Source organism: Streptomyces achromogenes (assembly GCF_030816715.1).
Taxonomy (GTDB): domain Bacteria; phylum Actinomycetota; class Actinomycetes; order Streptomycetales; family Streptomycetaceae; genus Streptomyces; species Streptomyces achromogenes_A.
The window spans coordinates 5638896-5659140 of record NZ_JAUSYH010000001.1; the positions used below are offsets into that span (position 1 = coordinate 5638896).

Annotated in this window: 14 protein-coding genes and 1 pseudogene; 9 read left to right on the forward strand and 6 right to left on the reverse strand. The window is 70.9% G+C overall.

The features are described from left to right. Nucleotides 1-458 precede the first annotated feature (458 nt). Nucleotides 459-2030, reverse strand: a complete 1572-nt coding sequence (locus tag QF032_RS25490; RefSeq protein ID WP_307057638.1) for a hypothetical protein — start codon at nucleotides 2028-2030, stop codon at nucleotides 459-461. Between the two features lie 682 nt (nucleotides 2031-2712). Between QF032_RS25490 and QF032_RS25495 the strand changes: the two are divergent. Both QF032_RS25495 and QF032_RS25500 read left to right on the forward strand, forming a co-directional pair. Further along, nucleotides 2713-3723 (forward strand): annotated as a pseudogene (locus tag QF032_RS25495) (hypothetical protein); the annotation flags it as partial. 91 nt (nucleotides 3724-3814) lie between these two features. Then, nucleotides 3815-4156 carry a hypothetical protein gene (locus QF032_RS25500; RefSeq protein WP_307045641.1) on the forward strand — a complete coding sequence of 114 codons (342 nt, stop codon included), beginning with the start codon at nucleotides 3815-3817 and terminating at the stop codon, nucleotides 4154-4156. On the opposite strand, the gene QF032_RS25505 is transcribed toward QF032_RS25500, so the two are convergent. From QF032_RS25505 to QF032_RS25520, 4 genes are all read right to left on the reverse strand, one after another. Beyond that, nucleotides 4137-4907 carry a succinate dehydrogenase/fumarate reductase iron-sulfur subunit gene (locus tag QF032_RS25505; protein WP_307045642.1) on the reverse strand — a complete coding sequence of 257 codons (771 nt, stop codon included), beginning with the start codon at nucleotides 4905-4907 and terminating at the stop codon, nucleotides 4137-4139. The genes QF032_RS25500 and QF032_RS25505 overlap by 20 nt on opposite strands. After that, complete coding sequence (locus tag QF032_RS25510; protein WP_307057640.1) at nucleotides 4904-6883, reverse strand: fumarate reductase/succinate dehydrogenase flavoprotein subunit; 1980 nt, start codon at nucleotides 6881-6883, stop codon at nucleotides 4904-4906. The genes QF032_RS25505 and QF032_RS25510 overlap by 4 nt, the downstream gene beginning before the upstream one ends. Before the next feature lie 32 nt (nucleotides 6884-6915). Then, nucleotides 6916-7749, reverse strand: coding sequence for a hypothetical protein (locus QF032_RS25515; RefSeq protein ID WP_307045644.1), 834 nt, complete (start codon nucleotides 7747-7749; stop codon nucleotides 6916-6918). Between the two features lie 74 nt (nucleotides 7750-7823). Continuing rightward, entirely contained in the window at nucleotides 7824-8114 is a 291-nt protein-coding gene (locus QF032_RS25520) for a hypothetical protein (RefSeq protein ID WP_306949466.1), read from the reverse strand. Nucleotides 8115-8449: 335 nt separating this feature from the next. Here QF032_RS25520 and QF032_RS25525 point away from each other — a divergent pair, with 335 nt between their 5' ends. Beyond that, complete coding sequence (locus QF032_RS25525) at nucleotides 8450-10888, forward strand: ABC transporter family substrate-binding protein (RefSeq protein WP_307057642.1); 2439 nt, start codon at nucleotides 8450-8452, stop codon at nucleotides 10886-10888. A 161-nt stretch (nucleotides 10889-11049) separates the two neighbouring features. Next, the gene (gene typA / locus QF032_RS25530) at nucleotides 11050-12957 is read left to right on the forward strand and encodes a translational GTPase TypA (protein ID WP_057584386.1); all 1908 of its coding nucleotides are present in this window, start codon (nucleotides 11050-11052) and stop codon (nucleotides 12955-12957) included. A gap of 260 nt (nucleotides 12958-13217) precedes the next feature. On the opposite strand, the gene QF032_RS25535 is transcribed toward typA, so the two are convergent. Continuing rightward, complete coding sequence (locus QF032_RS25535; RefSeq protein WP_307057644.1) at nucleotides 13218-13598, reverse strand: hypothetical protein; 381 nt, start codon at nucleotides 13596-13598, stop codon at nucleotides 13218-13220. A 589-nt stretch (nucleotides 13599-14187) separates the two neighbouring features. Between QF032_RS25535 and QF032_RS25540 the strand changes: the two genes are divergently transcribed. The 5 genes from QF032_RS25540 (at nucleotide 14188) to QF032_RS25560 (ending at nucleotide 20151) form a co-directional block, all read left to right on the forward strand. Next, complete coding sequence (locus QF032_RS25540) at nucleotides 14188-15840, forward strand: peptide ABC transporter substrate-binding protein (protein WP_307045648.1); 1653 nt, start codon at nucleotides 14188-14190, stop codon at nucleotides 15838-15840. Between the two features lie 188 nt (nucleotides 15841-16028). After that, nucleotides 16029-16955: an ABC transporter permease gene (locus tag QF032_RS25545; RefSeq protein ID WP_307045650.1), complete on the forward strand. Its 927-nt coding sequence runs from the start codon at nucleotides 16029-16031 to the stop codon at nucleotides 16953-16955. Between the two features lie 33 nt (nucleotides 16956-16988). After that, entirely contained in the window at nucleotides 16989-17912 is a 924-nt protein-coding gene (locus tag QF032_RS25550) for an ABC transporter permease (RefSeq protein WP_307045652.1), read from the forward strand. Between the two features lie 51 nt (nucleotides 17913-17963). Next, nucleotides 17964-19010 carry an ABC transporter ATP-binding protein gene (locus QF032_RS25555; RefSeq protein WP_057584381.1) on the forward strand — a complete coding sequence of 349 codons (1047 nt, stop codon included), beginning with the start codon at nucleotides 17964-17966 and terminating at the stop codon, nucleotides 19008-19010. After that, complete coding sequence (locus QF032_RS25560) at nucleotides 19003-20151, forward strand: ABC transporter ATP-binding protein (RefSeq protein ID WP_307057646.1); 1149 nt, start codon at nucleotides 19003-19005, stop codon at nucleotides 20149-20151. Before QF032_RS25555 ends, QF032_RS25560 begins: the two co-directional genes overlap by 8 nt. The last annotated feature ends 94 nt before the right edge of the window (nucleotides 20152-20245 follow it).

Below are 20245 nucleotides of genomic sequence, written 5' to 3' on the forward strand. Positions count from 1 at the left end.
CTCAGGCACGGCGGCGGGACGACGGGCGGCGGGCGGCAGGACGACCGGGCGGGCGGAACGACTGCCGGGCGCCGCATACCTGGTGCCGGACAGCCGGGGCCGCCGCCGGGGACGGCTCCGCGCGGTCTGTGGATCGGCGGACGTGTCGTGGGTCCCGCGCGGCCCGCGCTCAGCCGGGCTTTCCTGCCGCCGCGGGGCCACGCCTCGCCGGGCGGTGGACAGGCGGGCCCGTCTGAGGGACGGCGGGGCCTGTCGGCCTGCCGTCGGTCCTGCGCGGCCTGCCCGCGCGGGGCTTGCCGCCCACATGCTCACGCGCCGCCGAACGGCGGGCGGCAGGACGACTGCCGGGTGCCCCGTACCTGGTGCCGGGCATCTGGTGCCGGGCATCTGGTGCCGGGTGGCCGGGGACGGCTCCGCGCGGCCTGCGCGCCCAGCCGTGCTCCCTGGCCGGCGTGTGACTACGCCTTGCCGGGCGGTGGGTCGGCGGGTGGGCCGTCGGCGGTGGTCCCGGGCGGGACGATGCCGCCGAGCACGGCGCCGGCCGCGCCGATCTCATCGGCCGTCCCCTCCGGCGCGGGGCCGGGGTTGCCGTGCGTCCGCACGTCCTGCTCGGCCAGCTCCAGGGCTTCCAGGGCGAGGTCGTCGGCGGCCCGGCGGTCGGCCGGATCGTTCGTGGCGAGGAGACGTTCCGCCTCGGCCAGCCCGGTGCGCGCGGCGGCTCCGACCGCTCCGCGGTGGGTCTCGACGAAGTCCGCCGCCGCGCCCGTGGAGGTGCGGGCGACGATCAGGGCGGCGGCCGGCAGCACCCCGGCCCGGCCCGGGGCGAACGGCTCCGTGGCCCGCACGATCCGGCGCAGCATGCCGACCGGGTCGCCGGGCCGGCCGGCCGTCAGCTCCTGCCGCACGGAGGCCAGGACGACGTCCGCGTGCCGCAACAGGGCGTGCGACGTGCCGGGGCCCATGGCCGCCTCGTCCGCCCGTGCCGCGGACAGCTCCGCCTCCGCACCGGTCAGGGCGGCCGGCACGGTCCGCTCGGCCGCCTCCAGCAGCGCGGCGAGCCGGCCGACCCCGCCGAGCAGGACCGCCGCCTGGGCGACGGCGGCCTCGGCGGCCCGCAGATGCGTCGCCGCCGTGCCGGCCCGTCCCGTATCGGCGGCCTGACGGGCCTCGTTCAGCCGGACGGTGGCGAACAGCAGCCGGTCCTTGGCCTGTTCGACGTTCCCGATGACGGAGGCGGTGGCGGTGGGCGCGTACCGCGTGCGCAGGCCCGCGAGGACGGTCTCCGAGCCCGCCACGAGCCCGGTCAGCTCCCGGAACCGGCCCTCGGCGACGCCCAGTGCCGCCCCCGGCCCGTCGTCGGGGCCTCGCAGCCGTGCCAGCGCGTCGGCCACCGAGTCCAGCCGCCGTGTCGTCTCCTCGCACCGTCCGACGATCCCCGCGAGCGCGTGCGCCCGGGCCGCATCCTCGGCCGGCGTGCCCTCGTCGTAGCGCCGGCGCATCCGGAACGCGGCGGCGAGTTCGGTCCCGGCCTCCTGGACGGTCCGGCGCAGGGGCGCCACGGGGTCACTGCCGAACAGGGGCTCGGCGTGGTCGAGTTCGGTGCGGGTCGTGCGGATACGGTCGTCCGCCTCGACCAGCGCGGCGCGGGCCCGCCCGTCGAGGGCCGTGAGAGGCGGCGCGGACCCCGGCGGCGGGGGACCGCCCGACCCGCCGGGGGTGGTCCGGCTGCGGGCCCGCCGGACCCGGCGCACGTACCCGTAACCGGCGACCGCGCCGACCGCGGCGACCGCCACGAGCGGCAGCACCAGGTCGGCGGTGGACGTCTCGTCCTCTTCCTCCGCGGCCGCCGCGACGGAGCTCGGTGCGGACGCCGGCTCCTTGATCGCAACCGGCGCGCCGTCGCCCGACGTCATCCCTGGCAACACCAGCCACACGAGCCCGATCGCACAGCCCAGCACGGCGTGCGCCACCCGCACGGATATGTGCGGCCCGGGACGCCGCGGTCGGCCTCGATGCAGGGAAGAGGTCACATTTGGGAGCGTATGGCCGCGAATCCGGTCACGCGAGCGGGATACACCCGAGGTGGGGGCGGTGGGGCGCAACGACACGGGAGGGATGACCGGGATGGACCGATCGCCGGAACGCACGGACCCGAAGCCGCAACTGAAGCCGGAGCCGAAGCCGGAGCCGGAGTCGAGCCTGAAGCCGGAGCCGGAGCCGGAGCCGGAGCCGGAGTCGAAGCTGAAGCCGGAGTCGACGGAGGGCGGGGTCCTGCGGGCTGAACCGACGCCCAGGCAACGGCCCGGTCCCGCCCCCGTCGACACGGACACGGACACGGGCACGGACACGGACACGGGCACGGACTCGGACACCGGCTCCGTCTCCGTTTCCGACACCGTCTCCGGCACTGACTCTGCCGCCGTCGCACCGGACGCCGCCCCACGCACGGGCGTCGCCGCCGCCGACGCACCCGGCACGGACGCCGAGACGGTCCGCGTCGCCCCCGAGGCCCTCGCCACGGAGGCCACCGTTCCGGCCCCCGCTCCCGCCCCGGCCCCCGTCCCCGCCGCCGAGACCGGTGACGCTCCGCCCGAGCCGCCCGCGTCCGACGCCGAGGACGGCGCCGAGGACGGCCGCGAGGGTGGTGCCGACGGCGACGGAGGTTCCGGGGAGCCCGGTGGCGGTGCCGGGGCCGTCGGGGGCCCCCGGCCGGCCCGACGTCGCCTGCGCCGGGTCCGCCGCGCCGCCCTCGTCCTCGTGCTGCTGCTCCTGGCGCCGATCCTCGCCGCCGAGGCCGCACTGCGCGTGAACTACCTGGGCGATCCGGCCGACGGCACGTACACCCGCGGCAAGGACGCCATCTGGCTGGGCCACGCCTGGGTGGACGGCCGCAAGACCGACGCCGACGTCGAGACCCTGGCCCGACGCCTCGCCGACACCGGCATGCGGGACCTCTATGTGCACGCCGGGCCCCTGGAACACGACGGCACGCTGCCGAAGTCCGCCTACGCGAACGCGCGGTGGTTCATAGCCGCCGTTCACCGGGAGGCGCCGAAGCTGCGCGTCCAGGCCTGGCTCGGCGACGTGCTCGCCACGGAGACCCCGGACGGCATGCGGCTGGAGCGGCCGGAGACCCGCGCCGCCGTCGTGCGATCCACCCGCGAGATCCTGGCGGCCGGTTTCGAGGGAGCCCACTTCGACCTCGAACCCCTCCACTCCGACGACGCCGACTACCTCACGCTGCTCGACTCCCTGCGCGCCGTCACCCGCGCGCAGCACGCCCAGCTCTCCGTCGCGGCCCACCAGATCGACCCGGTGCCCGGGTTCCACTCCTTCTGGGGCGCGACCACCGGGCACCCGAAGTGGTGGTCGCAGAAGTTCTTCGGCCAGGTCGCCCGCCGCGTCGACCAGATCGCCGTGATGTCGTACGACACCATGCAGCCGCTGCAGAGCACCTACGGCGGTTACGTCGCCCAGCAGACGTCCCTCGCCCTGGAGGTCACCCCGCGCTCCACCGACCTGCTGATGGGCCTGCCCTTCTACCGGGAGAACCGCTTCGGCCACTGGGCGCACGCGGAGACGGTCGCCGCCGCCGTCAGGGGCGTCCGGCTGGGCCTGTCCCGCACCGACGCCGACCGTGAGAACTTCGGCGTGGCGGCGTACGTGGACTTCGCGGCGACGGAGACCGACTGGACGTCGTACCAGGAGGGCTGGGTCCGGTAGACGCTGTGCGGGGCGGCGATATCCCAAGCCCGGGCCTCGGGCGGCCCTTCATCGGGTCAAGGCTCTCGCGGGCGCCGGAGATCCTGCGAGCATGAGCGCCATGCACGGGATTCTGGTGGGGGTGGCCGCGCTCGCCGTCACGGTTCTGGTCGTGGGCGGTGCGGCCGGAGTCGCGACCGGCCGGGTCCCGCCGTGGGCCCGGTCCAGGGTGCTCAGGCCGCGGCTGTGGGGCTGGGGCTCGCTGGTCACCGGCGCCGGAGCGACGGTGTGGATGTTCGTGGGCCCGCTGAACGGTCCGCCGCACGGCGCGTCGGCCTACGTCGCCTGGGCCGGCTGGGGCGTGTTGATGGCGGGACTGGTGATCCAGCTCCGTGCCCGGCGCCCCGGTCGCACCCCCCGGCTGCCCCCGGCGTCTACGACGGCCGTCTCCTGATCTTCGAGCCCAGCCACACCAGCGGGTCGTACTTGCGGTCGACCGCGCGTTCCTTCAGCGGGATCAGCGCGTTGTCGGTGATCTTGATGCCCTCCGGGCAGACCTCCGTGCAGCACTTGGTGATGTTGCAGTAGCCGAGGCCGTGTTCGTCCTGGGCCGTGCGCTTGCGGTCCAGGCCGCTCGCCTCGGCCCCGTCCAGCGGGTGCATGTCCAGTTCGGCGACCCGCATGAGGAAGCGGGGGCCGGCGAACGACGCCTTGTTCTCCTCGTGGTCGCGCACGACATGGCAGGTGTCCTGGCACAGGAAGCACTCGATGCACTTGCGGAACTCCTGCGAACGGTCCACGTCCTCCTGGAACATCCGGTACTCACCGGGCCCGACCCCCTCGGGCGGCACGAACGAGGGCACCTCCCTCGCCTTGCGGTAGTTGAACCCGACGTCCGTGACCAGGTCGCGGATGACCGGGAAGGCGCGCAGCGGGGTCACGGTGATCGTCTCGTCGGGGGTGAACACCGACATGCGCGTCATGCACATCAGCCGGGGCCGCCCGTTGATCTCCGCCGAGCAGGAACCGCACTTGCCCGCCTTGCAGTTCCAGCGCACGGCGAGGTCGGGCGCCTGGGTGGACTGCAGCCGGTGGATGATGTCCAGCACCACCTCGCCGTCGTTGACCTCGACCGCGAAGTCCTCCAGACCGCCGCCCTCCGTGTCACCGCGCCAGACCCGGAAGCGGGCCTCGTAGCCGCTCATTCGCACAGCTCCTCTTCGGTGAGGTACTTGACCAGCTCCTCCTTCTCGAAGAGGGCGAGCAGGTCGGGGCGGACGGGTTCGGTGGTCTCGTGGACGAGCTGGATCCGGCCGCGCCGCGGGTCGTCGGCCGCCGGGCCCTCGGCCGGATCGGCGAGCCGGCAGAGCAGGTTGACGTTGCGCCACGTCCGCTCCATCGCCGGACAGTCCTCGCGGGTGTGGCCGCCGCGCGACTCGGTGCGCTCCAGCGCCGCCCGCGCCACGCACTCGCTGACCAGCAGCATGTTGCGCAGGTCGAGCGCCAGGTGCCAGCCGGGGTTGAACTGGCGGTGGCCCTCGACGCCGGCCCGCCGGGCCCGTACCCGCAGCTGCGCCAGCCGGTTCAGGGCCTCCTCCATCTCGCCCTCCCGGCGGATGATGCCGACCAGGTCGTTCATGGTCTGCTGGAGTTCCTGGTGGAGGGTGTACGGGTTCTCCGCATAACCGGTGGAGGTGCCGGTCCCGGTGCCGGTCGCGGGGCCGCCGCTCGCGGGCCCCTCACCGGCCGTCTCGGCGGAGAAGGGGCGCAGCGCCTCGGCGGCCGCCGCGTCCACCTGCGCCTCGTCCACCGGCGGGCGCTCGTACGCCGTCGCCGCCGCGTACTCGGCCGCGTGCAGGCCCGCCCGCCGGCCGAACACCAGCAGGTCGGAGAGGGAGTTGCCGCCGAGCCGGTTGGAGCCGTGCATGCCGCCGGCCACCTCGCCGGACGCGAACAGTCCCGGCACCCCGCGCGCGGCGGCCGTGTCGGAGTCGACCGCGATGCCGCCCATCACGTAGTGGCAGGTCGGCCCGACCTCCATGGCCTCGGCGGTGATGTCGACGTCGGCGAGCTCCTTGAACTGGTGGTACATGGAGGGCAGCCGGCGCTTGATGACGTCGGCGGGCATCCGCGTCGACACGTCCAGGAAGACCCCGCCGTGCGGGGAGCCGCGACCCGCCTTCACCTCGGAGTTGATGGCGCGGGCCACCTCGTCACGGGGGAGCAGTTCCGGCGGACGGCGGTTGTGGTCCGGGTCCTCGTACCAGCGGTCGCCCTCCTCCTCCGACTCGGCGTACTTCTCCTTGAAGACGTCGGGGACGTAGTCGAACATGAACCGCTTGCCCTCGGAGTTGCGCAGCACCCCGCCGTCGCCGCGCACCGACTCGGTGACGAGGATGCCCTTGACCGAGGGCGGCCAGACCATGCCCGTCGGGTGGAACTGCACGAACTCCATGTTGAGCAGCGGCGCCCCGGCGAGCAGGGCCAGCGCGTGGCCGTCGCCGGTGTACTCCCACGAGTTCGACGTCACCTTGAAGGACTTGCCGATGCCGCCGGTCGCGATGACCACGGCGGGCGCCTGCAGGACGAAGAAGCGGCCGGTCTCGCGTTCGTAGGCGAAGACACCGCTCACCCGCGACCCGTCCTTGAGGATGCGGGTGACCGTGCACTCCTGGAAGACCTTCAGCCGTGACTCGTAGTCGCCGGTCTCCTTGTGGTCCTCCTGCTGGAGCGAGACGATCTTCTGCTGGAGGGTGCGGATCAGCTCCAGTCCCGTCCGGTCGCCGACGTGGGCGAGGCGCGGGTACTCGTGGCCGCCGAAGTTGCGCTGGGAGATCCGGCCGTCGGCGGTGCGGTCGAAGAGGGCGCCCCAGGTCTCCAGCTCCCAGACCCGGTCCGGGGCCTCCTGGGCGTGCAGTTCGGCCATCCGCCACTGATTGAGGAACTTGCCGCCGCGCAGGGTGTCACGGAAGTGGACCTGCCAGTTGTCGTGCTCGTTGGCGTTGGCCATCGCCGCCGCGATGCCGCCCTCGGCCATCACGGTGTGCGCCTTGCCGAACAGCGACTTGCAGATGACGGCGGTGCGGGCGCCCCGCTCGCGGGCCTCGATGGCGGCCCGCAGTCCGGCGCCTCCCGCGCCGACCACGACGACGTCCCACTCCTGGCGGTCGACCACGGACATCAGCAGGCCCCACTCATCAGGTTCGGCAGCATCTAGAAAAACCTCGGATCGTCGAAGACACCGGACGCGACGAGATAGACGTAGAAGTCGGCGAGCGCCACGCTCACCAGCGACGCCCAGGCCAGCTGCATGTGACGGGCGTTGAGCCTGCCGACGAACTGCCACGCCCGGTAGCGCACGGGGTGCCTGGAGAAGTGCTTCAGCTTGCCGCCGACGATGTGGCGGCAGGAATGGCAGGAGATCGTGTACGCCCAGATCAGCGTGATGTTGAGCAGGAAGACGAGGGTGCCGAGCCCCATGTGACCCCACGCGTAGTGCTCGTCGCGGAAGGCGAGCACGGTGTCGTAGGTGAGGATCCCGGCGACGACGATCGCGGCGTAGAAGAAGTACCGGTGGACGTTCTGCAGGATCAGCGGGAAACGGGTCTCGCCGGTGTACTTCGTGTGCGGCTCGGCCACCGCGCAGGCCGGGGGCGAGGCCCAGAAGCCCCGGTAGTAGGCCTTGCGGTAGTAGTAGCAGGTCAGCCGGAAGCCGAGCGGGAAGATCAGGATGATGATCGCGGGGGAGATCCCCCACCAGGCGCCGAACAGATCCGCGTTGGGGCCGTGCCGCATCGTGTCGCAGTTCTCCGCCAGGCACGGGGAGTAGAACGGCGAGACGTAGGGGGCCGCGTAGTAGTCGGCGTTCGCGAAGGCCCGCCAGGTCGAGTAGACGACGAACGCCAGCAGACCGGCGGCGGTGGCGGCGGGGGCCAGCCACCAGCGGTCGGTCCGCAGATGGGGCGCGGCGATCGCGGCGCGGCCGGCGCCGCGTACGCCGCTCGGGGGATGGGGGTCGGTGGGGGCGGGTTCCGTACCAGTGGCCAACGCAGGACTCCGGTTCGGGTCAGGAGGCTCGGTTCGGGTCGGTTCGGGAGGTCGGGTCCGTTCGGTCGCTCGGGTCAGGGTGCGTGTCGGTCCCGGGCGCCGAGTCCCTCGTCGTCCGTGTCGATCCACAGGGAGTCGTCGTAGGGGGTGTCGGGGATGGTGACCAGCTCGGGCTTGCCTGGTGCGCCGGGATGGGCGGCCGCCTCGCGCAGCAGCGCGACGCTCTCCCGCAGGTGGTCCGCGTCGGTGCGGACGCGGCGCATCTCCAGGCCGCCGCTGCCGATCTGCTGTTCCAGGCGGCCGACGGACCGGGAGAGGTCGTCGAGGCAACGCTGGACGGTTGTCAGGTCGTCGTGCACGGACATGACATGACCTCGCTTCCGTGGGCCGGGCCAGGGACGGCAACGCTCATGCGCCTGCGAGTGTTGCGCGTCACACCGGTGGATGTGAAGGCGTGTGCAGTGATTGGCGGATACGCGGGGGTGCGGAGAGGCGTGGAGCGGGCGCGGGCGGGGTGGGTTGGGCAGGGTGCGGACGGGGGTGCGTTGCTCCGCACGAGTGGGGTTGCGGGTCCCTGCCGCCGTGTCGCTCCCGGCAGGCGAACCCTTTCCTCTTCAGTGGGCCGTAGATCTGATCAACTCCAAAATACCGCCAAATGTGATCAGAACGCACTGCCAGCGGCTCCCCGGAGGTACCAGAGATGTCGAAGTCCTGCGACAGCGTCGGCCTGCGTTCGGTCATGCGCTCGGTCGCCTTCCTGTCCGCGGGCGTGCTCGCGGCGCCCCTGCTGACCGGATGCGGGTCCACGGACGAGGCGAGCCGTCCGCTGGCCCGCCAGGACATCGCCCGGACCGCCCGCGCCCAGGTCGCCGACGGCGGGACGCTGCGCTGGGCCGTGGACGCGGTGCCCGAGACCCTCAACACCTTCCAGGCGGACGCCGACGCCGCCACGACCCGGGTCGCCCAGGCCGTGCTGCCGTCGATGTTCCGGATCGACGCGCAGGGCCGGCCACAGCGCGACGCGGACTATCTGGAGTCCGCGAAGGTCGTCGACACCGAGCCCAAGCAGGTCGTTCTGTACAAGCTCAGCCAGCAGGCCGTCTGGAGCGACGGCCGGGAGATCGGCGCCGCCGACTTCGCCGCCCAGTGGCGCGCCCTGTCCGGTAAGGACAGCGCCTACTGGACCGCCCGCAACGCCGGCTACGAGCGCATCGAGAAGATCGAGCGCGGCGACGACGACCTGGAGGTCAGGGTCACCTTCAGCCGCCCCTACTCCGACTGGCGCTCGCTCTTCTCCCCGCTGTACCCGAAGGACGTCATGGGCACGCCGGACGCCTTCAACGACGGGGCGCGGCGCAAGCTGAAGGTGAGCGCCGGACCGTTCCTCGTCCAGAAGGTCGACACCAAGAACCACCAGGTGCACCTCGCCCGCAACCCGCGCTGGTGGGGCAAGCCGGCCAAACTCTCCGAGATCACGCTGACGGCCGTCAAGCGCGACGAACGGGCCTCCGCGCTGGCCGCCGGGAAGATCGACCTGGCCGAGGTGGACCCGGCCACGGCGCAGCGCGTCGACGGCGCGGCGGGCGGCGCGGCCGGACCGCCGGCCGACGCCGTCACCGGCTCCGGGCGGGCCGCCGAGCAGGCCCTGCGGGCATGGGCCCGCGCCCACGGCCTGTCCGTGGCCGAGGACACGGACGAGAGCAAGGCCGCGGACAAGGCCAAGGACAAGGCCGCGGACAAGGCCAAGGCCAAGGACAAGACCGGGGACAAGGCGAAGGCCGAGGACAAGGACGAGGGCAAGGACGAGAGCAAGGGCAAGGACTCGGCGGAGGACTCGGCCGAGGACGACACGATGGCCCTCACCGATCTGCGCAAGGCGGTCGCGCGATTCGAGCAACAGCAGAAGGCGCTGCGCGCCGTCGAGGTGCGCAGATCGCTGGAGCCCGCCTACACCCAGCTGGCCCTGAACGGCGAGACCGGCCCGCTGGCGGACGAGCGGGTGCGGCGGGCCGTGGCCCGGGCCCTGGACCGCACGGAACTGGCCGAGATCGTGCTGAAGCCGCTGAGGCTGCCCGCGGAGCCCGTGGGCAGCCACCTCGCCCTCGCCGGACAGGACGTCTACGCCGACAACAGCGGAGCGCTCGGCGACCAGGACGCCGCCGAGGCGCGGGCCCTGCTCGCGGACGCCGGCTGGGTGCTCGGCGGCCCGGTCAAGGAGAAGGGCGAGAAGGCGGCCGGATCCGCGGGGAAGAAGGCGGCCGGCTCCGCGGGGAAGAAGGAGGACGGCTCCGAGGACGACGACGGCGCCCACGTCGTCGGCGAGGACGACAAGGCGCCCGGCACGACCGGCCGCGGAGAGACGACCCGCGCGGCGGGCAGCGAGAACGCGAGGAACAGCGCCAGGGGCGCGGACGGCGGCCACCGGCTCGCCCAGGACGGCACGCAGTACCGGCAGGCGCACCGCGGCGGCTTCCCCGGCGCCTACGCCCCGAAGGGCACCGCCGCCCCCAAGGGCACCGCCGCACCGGCCGGCACCGCGGGCAAGGCGCTGGCCAAGGACGGCAAGGCGCTCAGCCTGCGGTTCGTGCTGCCGTCGGGGCCCGGATCGGAGTCCCTGGAGACGGTCGCCGAGCGGATCACGAAGATGCTGGCGAAGGTCGGCATCCGCACGGAGATCACCAAGGTCCCGGACGAGAGCTACTTCAAGGACCACATCGCGTCCGGCCAGTACGACCTCGCCCTGTACTCCTGGCCGGCGTCCGCCTTCCCCGCCACCGACGCCCGGCCGATCTACGCCAAGCCCCAGCCGGCCGCCGACGGCTCGCTCAGCGTCGAGCAGAACTACACACGGGTCGGCACCGACCAGGTCGACCAGCTGTTCGACCAGGCGCTCTCGACCCTGGACGAGGGCCGCAGCCGCTCCCTCCTCCGCAAGGCGGACTCGCGGATCTGGGCGGCTGCCGGATCGATTCCTCTCTACCAGCGTCCCCAGCTCACGGCGGTGCGCAAGAACGTGGTGAACGTGGGCGCCTTCGGATTCCAGACCCCCGTCTATGAGGACATGGGCTTCCTGAAGAAGAGTGTCAAGACCCCCTCCGGCCAGGCAGGGAGCCCCTCCGCGAGTGCCTCCCGCAAGTGATCGGCAGGTGAGCGGCCGGTGACCCCGGTGGCCCTGCGGAGGCCGTCCCCCGCAGGGCCACGTACCATGGGGTGAGGCCGTGGCGTGTCAAGCCCGGCAGGGCCCGCGTAAACAGACGTACGCAGCAGGGTCGCCCTCACACTCCGGGAGAACGCCGCTTTATGGCCACGCGCCACGACATTCGCAACGTAGCCATCGTCGCCCACGTCGACCACGGCAAGACGACTCTGGTCGATGCCATGCTCAAGCAGGCGGGCGCCTTCGCCGCGCACGCCGCCGAGTCGCTCGACGACCGCATGATGGACTCGAACGACCTGGAGCGTGAGAAGGGCATCACGATCCTCGCCAAGAACACGGCGGTGAAGTACCACCCCAAGGACGGGGGGGACGTCGTCACCATCAACATCATCGACACCCCCGGCCACGCCGACTTCGGCGGTGAGGTCGAGCGCGGCCTGTCGATGGTGGACGCCGTCGTGCTGCTGGTGGACGCCTCCGAAGGTCCGCTGCCGCAGACCCGCTTCGTGCTGCGCAAGGCGCTTCAGGCCCGCCTGCCCGTCATCCTGTGCATCAACAAGACGGACCGCCCGGACTCGCGCATCGACGAGGTCGTCAACGAGGCCTACGACCTCTTCCTCGACCTCGACGCCGACGAGGACCAGATCGAGTTCCCGATCGTCTACGCCTGCGCCCGCGACGGCGTCGCCTCGCTGACCAAGCCGGAGGACGGCACGGTCCCGAAGGACAGTGACAGCCTGGAGCCCTTCTTCTCCACGATCCTGTCGCACGTCCCGGCTCCCGAGTACGACGAGGAGGCCCCGCTCCAGGCACACGTCACCAACCTGGACGCCGACAACTTCCTCGGTCGTATCGCGCTGCTGCGCGTCGAGGAGGGCGAGCTGCGCAAGGGCCAGACCGTCACGTGGATCAAGCGTGACGGCTCCATGTCCAACGTGCGCATCACCGAACTGCTGATGACCGAGGCGCTCACCCGCAAGCCCGCCGAGAAGGCCGGCCCGGGCGACATCTGCGCCGTCGCCGGCATCCCGGAGATCATGATCGGCGAGACCCTCGCCGACCCGGAGAACCCGATCGCGCTGCCGCTCATCACGGTCGACGAGCCGGCGATCTCCATGACCATCGGCACCAACACCTCGCCGCTGGTCGGCCGGGGCGGCACCGGCAAGGGCGCCGACAACAAGGCCGCGGTCAAGGACCGCAAGGTCACCGCCCGTCAGGTCAAGGACCGCCTCGACCGCGAGCTGGTCGGTAACGTCAGCCTCCGGGTCCTGGACACCGAGCGTCCCGACGCCTGGGAGGTGCAGGGCCGCGGCGAGCTGGCGCTGGCCATCCTGGTCGAGCAGATGCGCCGCGAGGGCTTCGAACTGACCATCGGCAAGCCGCAGGTCGTCACCAAGGACGTCGACGGCAAGGTCTACGAGCCCGTCGAGCGCATGACGATCGACGTGCCCGAGGAGCACATGGGCGCGGTCACGCAGCTCATGGGCGTCCGCAAGGGCCGCATGGACAACATGTCCAACCACGGCTCGGGCTGGGTCCGCATGGAGTTCGTCGTGCCGTCCCGCGGTCTCATCGGCTTCCGTACCGAGTTCCTGACCGGTACGCGCGGCACGGGCATCGCGCACTCCATCCACGAGGGCCACGAGCCGTGGTTCGGCACGCTGACCACCCGTAACAACGGCTCGCTCGTCGCCGACCGCGCAGGCGCCGTCACCGCGTTCGCGATGACGAACCTCCAGGAGCGCGGCGTGCTGTTCACCGACCCCGGCACCGAGGTGTACGAGGGCATGATCGTCGGCGAGAACTCGCGCTCCGACGACATGGACGTGAACATCACCAAGGAGAAGAAGCTCACGAACATGCGGTCCTCGTCGGCCGACTCGTTCGAGGCGATCGTGCCGCCGCGCAAGCTCTCGCTCGAGCAGTCGCTGGAGTTCTGCCGCGACGACGAGTGCGTCGAGGTGACCCCGGAGGCGGTGCGCATCCGCAAGGTCGTGCTCGACCAGCGCGACCGCGCCCGCACCGCCAGCCGCGCCAAGCACGGCTGACCAGCGCCGGGCACGGGCTGATCCGCTCCCAGCGCGGCCGACCAGCGCCGGGCACAGGCTGATCAGCGCCAAGCACGGCTGTACCGCGGGCAGTTCAGCGCTCCGGCACGTTCCGCAGCCCGGGTGCCCCCGTCACGGGGGCGCCCGGGTTCTGTGCGAACGGCGGCGGGCGGGCTGCCGGGCGGGTCGGGGCGGACAGGCGGGACGGACGGGAGGACGGGGCCCCGGGGGTCGCGGCGGCCGTGGCCGTACGGCCGTCGTCAGGGTTCGCGGACCGCGAGCACCGCTTCCCGGACGTCCGGGTCCGCGGCGAGGCGGTCCGGCAGCCCGGCGACCGCGGGGGTGGTCCAGCCGGCCACGGCCCACACCACGCGTCCGGGAGATACCGCCGGCCGACCGTCTGCGGGGCCCCGCGGAATCCGGTGCACCTCGCGCGGCGCGATCGCCCGGGGCACGAACACCTCGTGCCCGCGCGGGTCTTCGAGCGCCGCGATCCGCCGTACCGCCTCGGCGGCCGCGACCGCTGCCTGCGCGCCCCGGGCGGCGCCCCGGTGGTGACCCGCGAGCACCGGCTCGGCGTCGTCCAGCCGCACGTGGACGGCGAACCAGGCCGCCCCGGCTGCCGAACCGGGCGAGCTCACGCGGCCATTGATGGGAGAGGGTGTGCGACGGCCGGAAGGCCGCCGGGACCGGCAGGGGCTTGTGCGGCCGGTGTTAAGGAACACGTAGGGAAAACCCTTCGTTCTGGGCCCGGAGTCCGCTTCGAGCGACTTTCCCTACTAACCTGCTGTGTGAACGGAGAGTCCGCGCGGCATCGGCGCGCCTCCGTGAGCCGCCGGGCGCTCCATGAGGGGCACCCCGAGCCGGCCGGTACGCCCGGGCATACGGGCGCAAGTGATTTTCCCTCTGTGGCGTCCGATATACGGACAGTGATCCCCGATAGATGTGTAACAAGTCCGTTTCGCAGGGATCTTTCTGCTAACTGTTTGTCCGGATTTTGGAAGAAGTACACGCCAGGTGTGATCGAACCGAGACCTCGTGGGTGTGGTTCGGTCAGATTCCATGCCAGATAGTTAGGCGCGTAGAGCTCGGGGTTGACGGGTCATGCGCTGCAGGGGGCGGCGACTCACGAGCCTGCGGGGGTACTCCACCTTCTCCGTCCTTGTCGACCGGGTGAGTGCTGTGTGCTCCCTTTTGCGGTGAAAACCAGGACTCACGAGGAGGAACCCCATGCGTGGTGCCAACAGCGCCAAGTGGGTGGCGGGGGCGATCGTCATTGCTCTCGCCGCGACTGCCTGTGGTGGCAGTGACGACGACAGCAGCAGCAGCGGCAAGGGCGCGGGCAAGGCCGGCGGCACCTTCCGGCTGGGCATCACGGAGCCGGTCGCCATCGACCCGTACAACTCCCAGGAGTCCGAGGGCATCCTGGTCACGGACAACCTCTTCACGGGGCTGTACGAGCCGACCGCGGACGGCAAGGTCATCCCGGCCCTCGCCACCTCCAAGGAGGTCAGCGCGGACGGCAAGACCTGGACCTTCAAGATCAAGCCGGGCACCAAGTTCTCCAACGGCGAAGCGGTGGACGCCGAGTCGTTCATCCGCGGCTGGAACCGCGTCGCGCAGAAGACGGCGGCCTCCGACGTCGCCTACCACCTGGCCGGCATCGCGGGCTTCGACGACGTCCAGGCGGGCAAGGCGACCACCATGTCCGGCCTGAGCGCCCCGGACGCCAACACCCTCCAGGTGAAGCTCTCCGCCCCGGACTTCGAGTTCTACGTCAAGACCACGCACACGGTCTTCAGCCCGGTGCCCAAGGTCGCCGGTGACGCGAAGAACAAGACGTACAACGAGGCGCCGATCGGCAACGGCCCCTTCAAGATGCAGGGCTCCTGGCAGCACAACAAGTCGATCACGCTGGTCCGCAACGACAGCTACGGTCTGACCAAGGCCAAGCTCGACGAGGTCAAGATCGAGATCCTCAACTCCAACAACGGCGTCACGCTGGAGTACCAGGGCTTCGAGGCGGGCACCTTCGACTGGGCCCGTATGCCCACCCCGCAGCTGCCGGCCGCCAAGGCCAAGTACGACGCGCAGGGTGAGTGGATCGACGAGAACACGAACGGGATGAACTACCTTCTCCCGATCACCGACAACGGTCCGCTCAAGGACAAGAAGGCCCGCGAGGCCATCTCGTACGCGATCGACCGGGACGCCATCATCAAGGGCGTCTTCCAGGGCATGCAGACCAAGTCGACGACGATCCTGCCGCCCGCCTTCACCAGCGTGTACCAGAAGGACCTGTGCCAGTCCTGCATCAAGTCGGACCCGGCGAAGGCCAAGCAGCTCGCGAAGGAGGCCGGCCTCACCCCCGGCACCACGATCGAGCTCGGCTACAACACGGGCGCCGGCCACGAGGAGTGGATCCAGGCCGTCAAGCAGCAGGTGGAGAAGGTCCTCGGCGTGAAGGTGAAGGCGACCGGCAAGCCGTTCGCCGAGCTGCTCGCCGACCAGCAGAAGCCGGGCGCCACGGGCATGTACCGCTTCGCGTGGGGCGCGGACTACCCGACGCCGGACAACTTCCTCTACCCGCTGCTCGACACCGCGTCCATCAACAAGGACGCGTCGGGCAAGGTCACCGGTGACAACCGCGGTCGTTACAGCAACCCGGCGTTCGACGCCCTGCTGGCCAAGGCCCGCGCCACCGAGGCCGAGGCCGGTCGCAACGACCTGTACAAGCAGGCGGAGAAGCTCGCCATGGACGACATGGCCCTGATCCCGCTGTGGAACCGCACCCAGCTGCGTCTCGCCAACACCAAGAAGTTCGCCGACATCAAGATGGACTTCCACGAGGACCCGAACCTCGCCGAGATCAGCCTGAAGTAACCGGGCGCCGCGCGACGCGGCGTCTGGAGACGGGGGCCGTGGGAACCGAGACGCACTCTCGGATGCCACGGCCCTCGACGACCGTCGGGAGCGGTGTGATCCACTCTCCCGCCCCTTACCCCTACCGCCCCACCAACCTGGGGGGAGGGAGCTGCCACGAGAGCGGCAGCGAGGCAGAGAGGCAAGTCATGGGAAGGTATGTGGTCCGCAGGCTGGGCCAGTTGGTCGTCGTCGTGCTCGGCGCGACGATGATCCTGTTCGCCTGCCTGTTCGTGCTCCCGGGTGACCCGGTCGGGCAGATCGCGGGCAGCGACAAGGCACGCGACCCCGCGGTGATCGCGCAGCTGCACAAGCAGTACGGACTCGACGACCCGCTGATCGTGCAGTACGGCAACTACGTGGGCAAGCTCGTCCAGGGAGACCTCGGCGAGGACTACACGCAGAGCCGGCCGGTCTCCGAGATCCTCGGTCCGAAGCTGGCCAACACGGCCAAGCTGGCCACCGCCGCGATCGTGCTCGACATCATCATCGGCATCTCGGTCGGTGTGCTGGCGGCGATGCGCAGGTACTCGATCTGGGACGTGTCGGCGACCTTCGTCACCACGCTGGCGATCGGTGTCCCCTCGATCGTGCTCGGCATGATCATGCAGCGCGTCTTCGTCATCGAGCTGGGCTGGTTCCCGTTGATCGCCGACGACAGCTTCAACTCGATCGTCCTGCCGGCCGTGACGCTGGCGATCATCGACGCGGCACTCGTCGCCCAGCTCGCCCGCAGCACGATGCTCGAAGTCCTGGGCGCCGACTACGTCAAGACGGCCGTGGCCAAGGGACTTCCGCGGCGCACGGTGCTCACGCGGCACATCCTGCGCAACTCGGTCATCCCCGTGATCACCTATCTGGGCATCTCCTTCGGTGGTCTCCTCGGGGGCGCGATCATCACCGAGACGATCTTCAACTGGAACGGCATCGGTCTCGCGCTGATCCAGGCGATCCAGCAGAACAACAACCCCGTCATCGTGGGCGTGGTGACCATCAGCGTGGCGGTCTTCGTCGTGCTGAACCTGGTCGTCGACCTGCTGTACGCCGCTCTGGACCCGCGTATCCGACTGGCCTGACCCGTAGGGCCGCCCCCATCTAGGAGTCACACCATGACCGAACTCGCCACAGGCGCGGGCGAGCCGAAGACGGCCGACCCCGTCTCGGCCTCCAAGGACGCCGAACCCAGCGTCGTCAGGGTCAGCCAGTGGTCCGACATCCGGCACCGCTTCGTGCAGAACAAGCTCGCCGTGCTCGGCCTGGCCATCATCGTCGTCCTCATCCTCGCCGCGATATTCGCGCCCCTGCTCGCGCCGCACGACCCCCTCGAGCAGGACCTGAACGCGACCCTGCAGTCCCCGGGCGCGGGGCACTGGCTCGGCACCGACTCGCTCGGCCGCGACCAGCTCTCCCGTCTCATCTACGGCAGCCGCATCGCCATGATCGTCGGCCTCGCCTCGATCCTCGTCGCGATGACCCTCGGCATCCTCTTCGGCGCGCTGGCCGGTTACTACGGCCGCTGGCTGGACACCGTGATCATGCGCGTGGCGGACATCTTCTTCGCCTTCCCGCTGCTGATCGGCGCCATCGTCATCATCCTGCTCATGGGCCGCGGCGTGATGCCGGTGGTCCTGTCGCTGGGCATCTTCTCCTGGGCGACGTTCGCCCGGCTGCTGCGCAGTCAGATCCTGTCGGTGCGTGAGATGGACTACGTGCACGCGGCGAAGGCGCTCGGCGCGAGCCAGGGCCGGATCATCCGCAAGCACATCCTGCCCAACTCGCTGACCTCGGTCCTGGTGTACGGCACCAGCAACGTCGGCATCGCGATCGTGGCCGAGGCGTCGCTGTCCTACCTGGGCGTCGGCGTCGACCCCGAGGTCGCGGAGTGGGGCAACATGATCGCCGCGGGCCGCGGGTTCATGGGAGTCAAGGACTTCATGTGGACCTACCCCAGCATCGCGATCGTCATCACCGCGCTGGGCTTCATCCTGCTGGGCAACGGCCTTCGCGACGCGCTCGACCCGAAGCTCCGGTGATCCGCAGCCATGAGTCGAACCCCCCTGAGCAAGCAAGACGAAGGTGATGGCATGACCAGCCTGGAGCAGGCTCCCTCGAACGCCGGGCCGGACGGGTCCGCGCCCCTTCTCGAAGTCCGCGACCTGCACGTGGAGTTCAAGATCCGTGACTCCGTGACCAAGGCGGTCAACGGTGTCAACTACAGCGTCAACGCGGGCGAGACGCTCGCCGTGCTGGGCGAGTCGGGCTCCGGCAAGTCCGTCACGGCGCAGGCCATCATGGGCATCCTGGACAGCCCTCCCGGGCGGATCAGCAAGGGCGAGATCTTCTTCCAGGGCCAGGACATCCTGAGCCTGCCGGAGAGCGAGCGGCGCAAGCTGCGCGGCGCCAAGATGGCGATGATCTTCCAGGACGCGCTGTCGTCCCTCAACCCCGTGCTGTCCGTCGGCTTCCAGCTGGGCGAGATGTTCCGGGCCCACCAGGGGCTGTCCCGCAAGGACGCCAAGGCCAAGGCCATCGACCTGATGGACCGGGTGCGCATACCCGCCGCGCGTCAGCGCGTCGGCGACTACCCGCACCAGTTCTCCGGCGGTATGCGCCAGCGCATCATGATCGCCATGGCGCTGGCGATGGAACCGGACCTGATCATCGCCGACGAGCCGACCACCGCGCTCGACGTGACGGTCCAGGCCCAGGTCATGGACCTGCTCGCGGAGTTGCAGCGCGAGTACCAGATGGGCCTCATCCTCATCACCCACGACCTCGGCGTGGTCGCGGACGTGGCCGACAAGATCGCGGTCATGTACGCCGGCCGCATCGTCGAGACCGCGCCGGTGCACGAGCTGTACAAGCGCCCCGCGCACCCGTACACCCGCGGCCTGCTGGACTCGATCCCGCGCCTGGACCAGAAGGGCCAGGAGCTGTACGCGATCAAGGGTCTGCCGCCCAACCTGCTGAACATCCCCGCCGGTTGCGCCTTCAACCCGCGCTGCCCCAAGGCACAGGACATCTGCCGTACGGAGGTCCCGGCGCTGCTTCCGGTGACCGAGCAGGACGGCACCGAGCTGGTCGGCCGAGGTTCGGCATGCCACTTCTGGAAGGAGACGATCCATGGCTGAGCTCAGCAAGAACGACGAGCGGCAGGACGCCACACCGAACGTCTCCGAGGTGGAGGCCGTCGAGGTGCAGTCGGAGACGGAGGCCGTCGCCGCGATCGACGCCCCCGTCGAGCGCGGTGAGCCCATCCTCCAGGTCCGCAACCTGGTCAAGCACTTCCCGCTGACCCAGGGCATCCTGTTCAAGCGGCAGGTCGGCGCGGTCAAGGCCGTCGACGGCGTCTCGTTCGACCTCCACCAGGGCGAGACCCTGGGCATCGTCGGCGAGTCGGGCTGCGGCAAGTCGACCGTGGCCAAGCTCCTGATGAACCTGGAGCAGGCCACCGCCGGCGAGATCTTCTACAAGGGCCAGGACATCACCAAGCTGTCCGGGCGGGCCCTCAAGGCGGTCCGGCGCAACATCCAGATGGTGTTCCAGGACCCGTACACCTCCCTCAACCCCCGGATGACGGTGGGCGACATCATCGGGGAGCCGTACGACATCCACCCCGAGGTGGCCCCGAAGGGCGACCGGCGGCGCAAGGTCCAGGAACTGCTGGACGTCGTCGGGCTCAACCCGGAGTACATCAACCGGTACCCGCACCAGTTCTCCGGCGGCCAGCGCCAGCGCATCGGCATCGCGCGCGGCCTCGCGCTCAACCCGGAGATCATCATCTGCGACGAGCCGGTCTCGGCCCTGGACGTGTCGGTCCAGGCGCAGGTCATCAACCTGATGGAACGACTGCAGGAGGAGTTCAACCTCTCCTACCTCTTCATCGCGCACGACCTGTCGATCGTCCGGCACATCTCCGACCGGGTCGGCGTGATGTACCTCGGCAAGCTCGCCGAGATCGGCTCCGACGAGCAGATCTACGATCACCCGACGCACCCCTACACCCAGGCGCTGCTGTCGGCCGTGCCGGTGCCCGACCCGGCGGCCCGCGAGCACCGCGAGCGGATCATCCTGGCCGGTGACGTCCCCTCCCCGGCCAACCCGCCCTCGGGCTGCCGCTTCCGCACCCGCTGCTGGAAGGCCGAGGACAAGTGCGCGCAGGAGGTCCCCCTGCTCGCGATCCCGGAGCGGTTCAAGGGCTCCGACACGCCGGCCGCCCATGAGTCGGCCTGTCACTTCGCCGAGGAGAAGGACGTCGTCCACGCGGCCTGACGTCGAGCCGAGCGCTCACACCCGTTCGCGGCCTCCGGCAGCCCCGTGCTGCCGGAGGCCGCGAACGTCGGCGCACGCTCCCCACCCGTTTCCC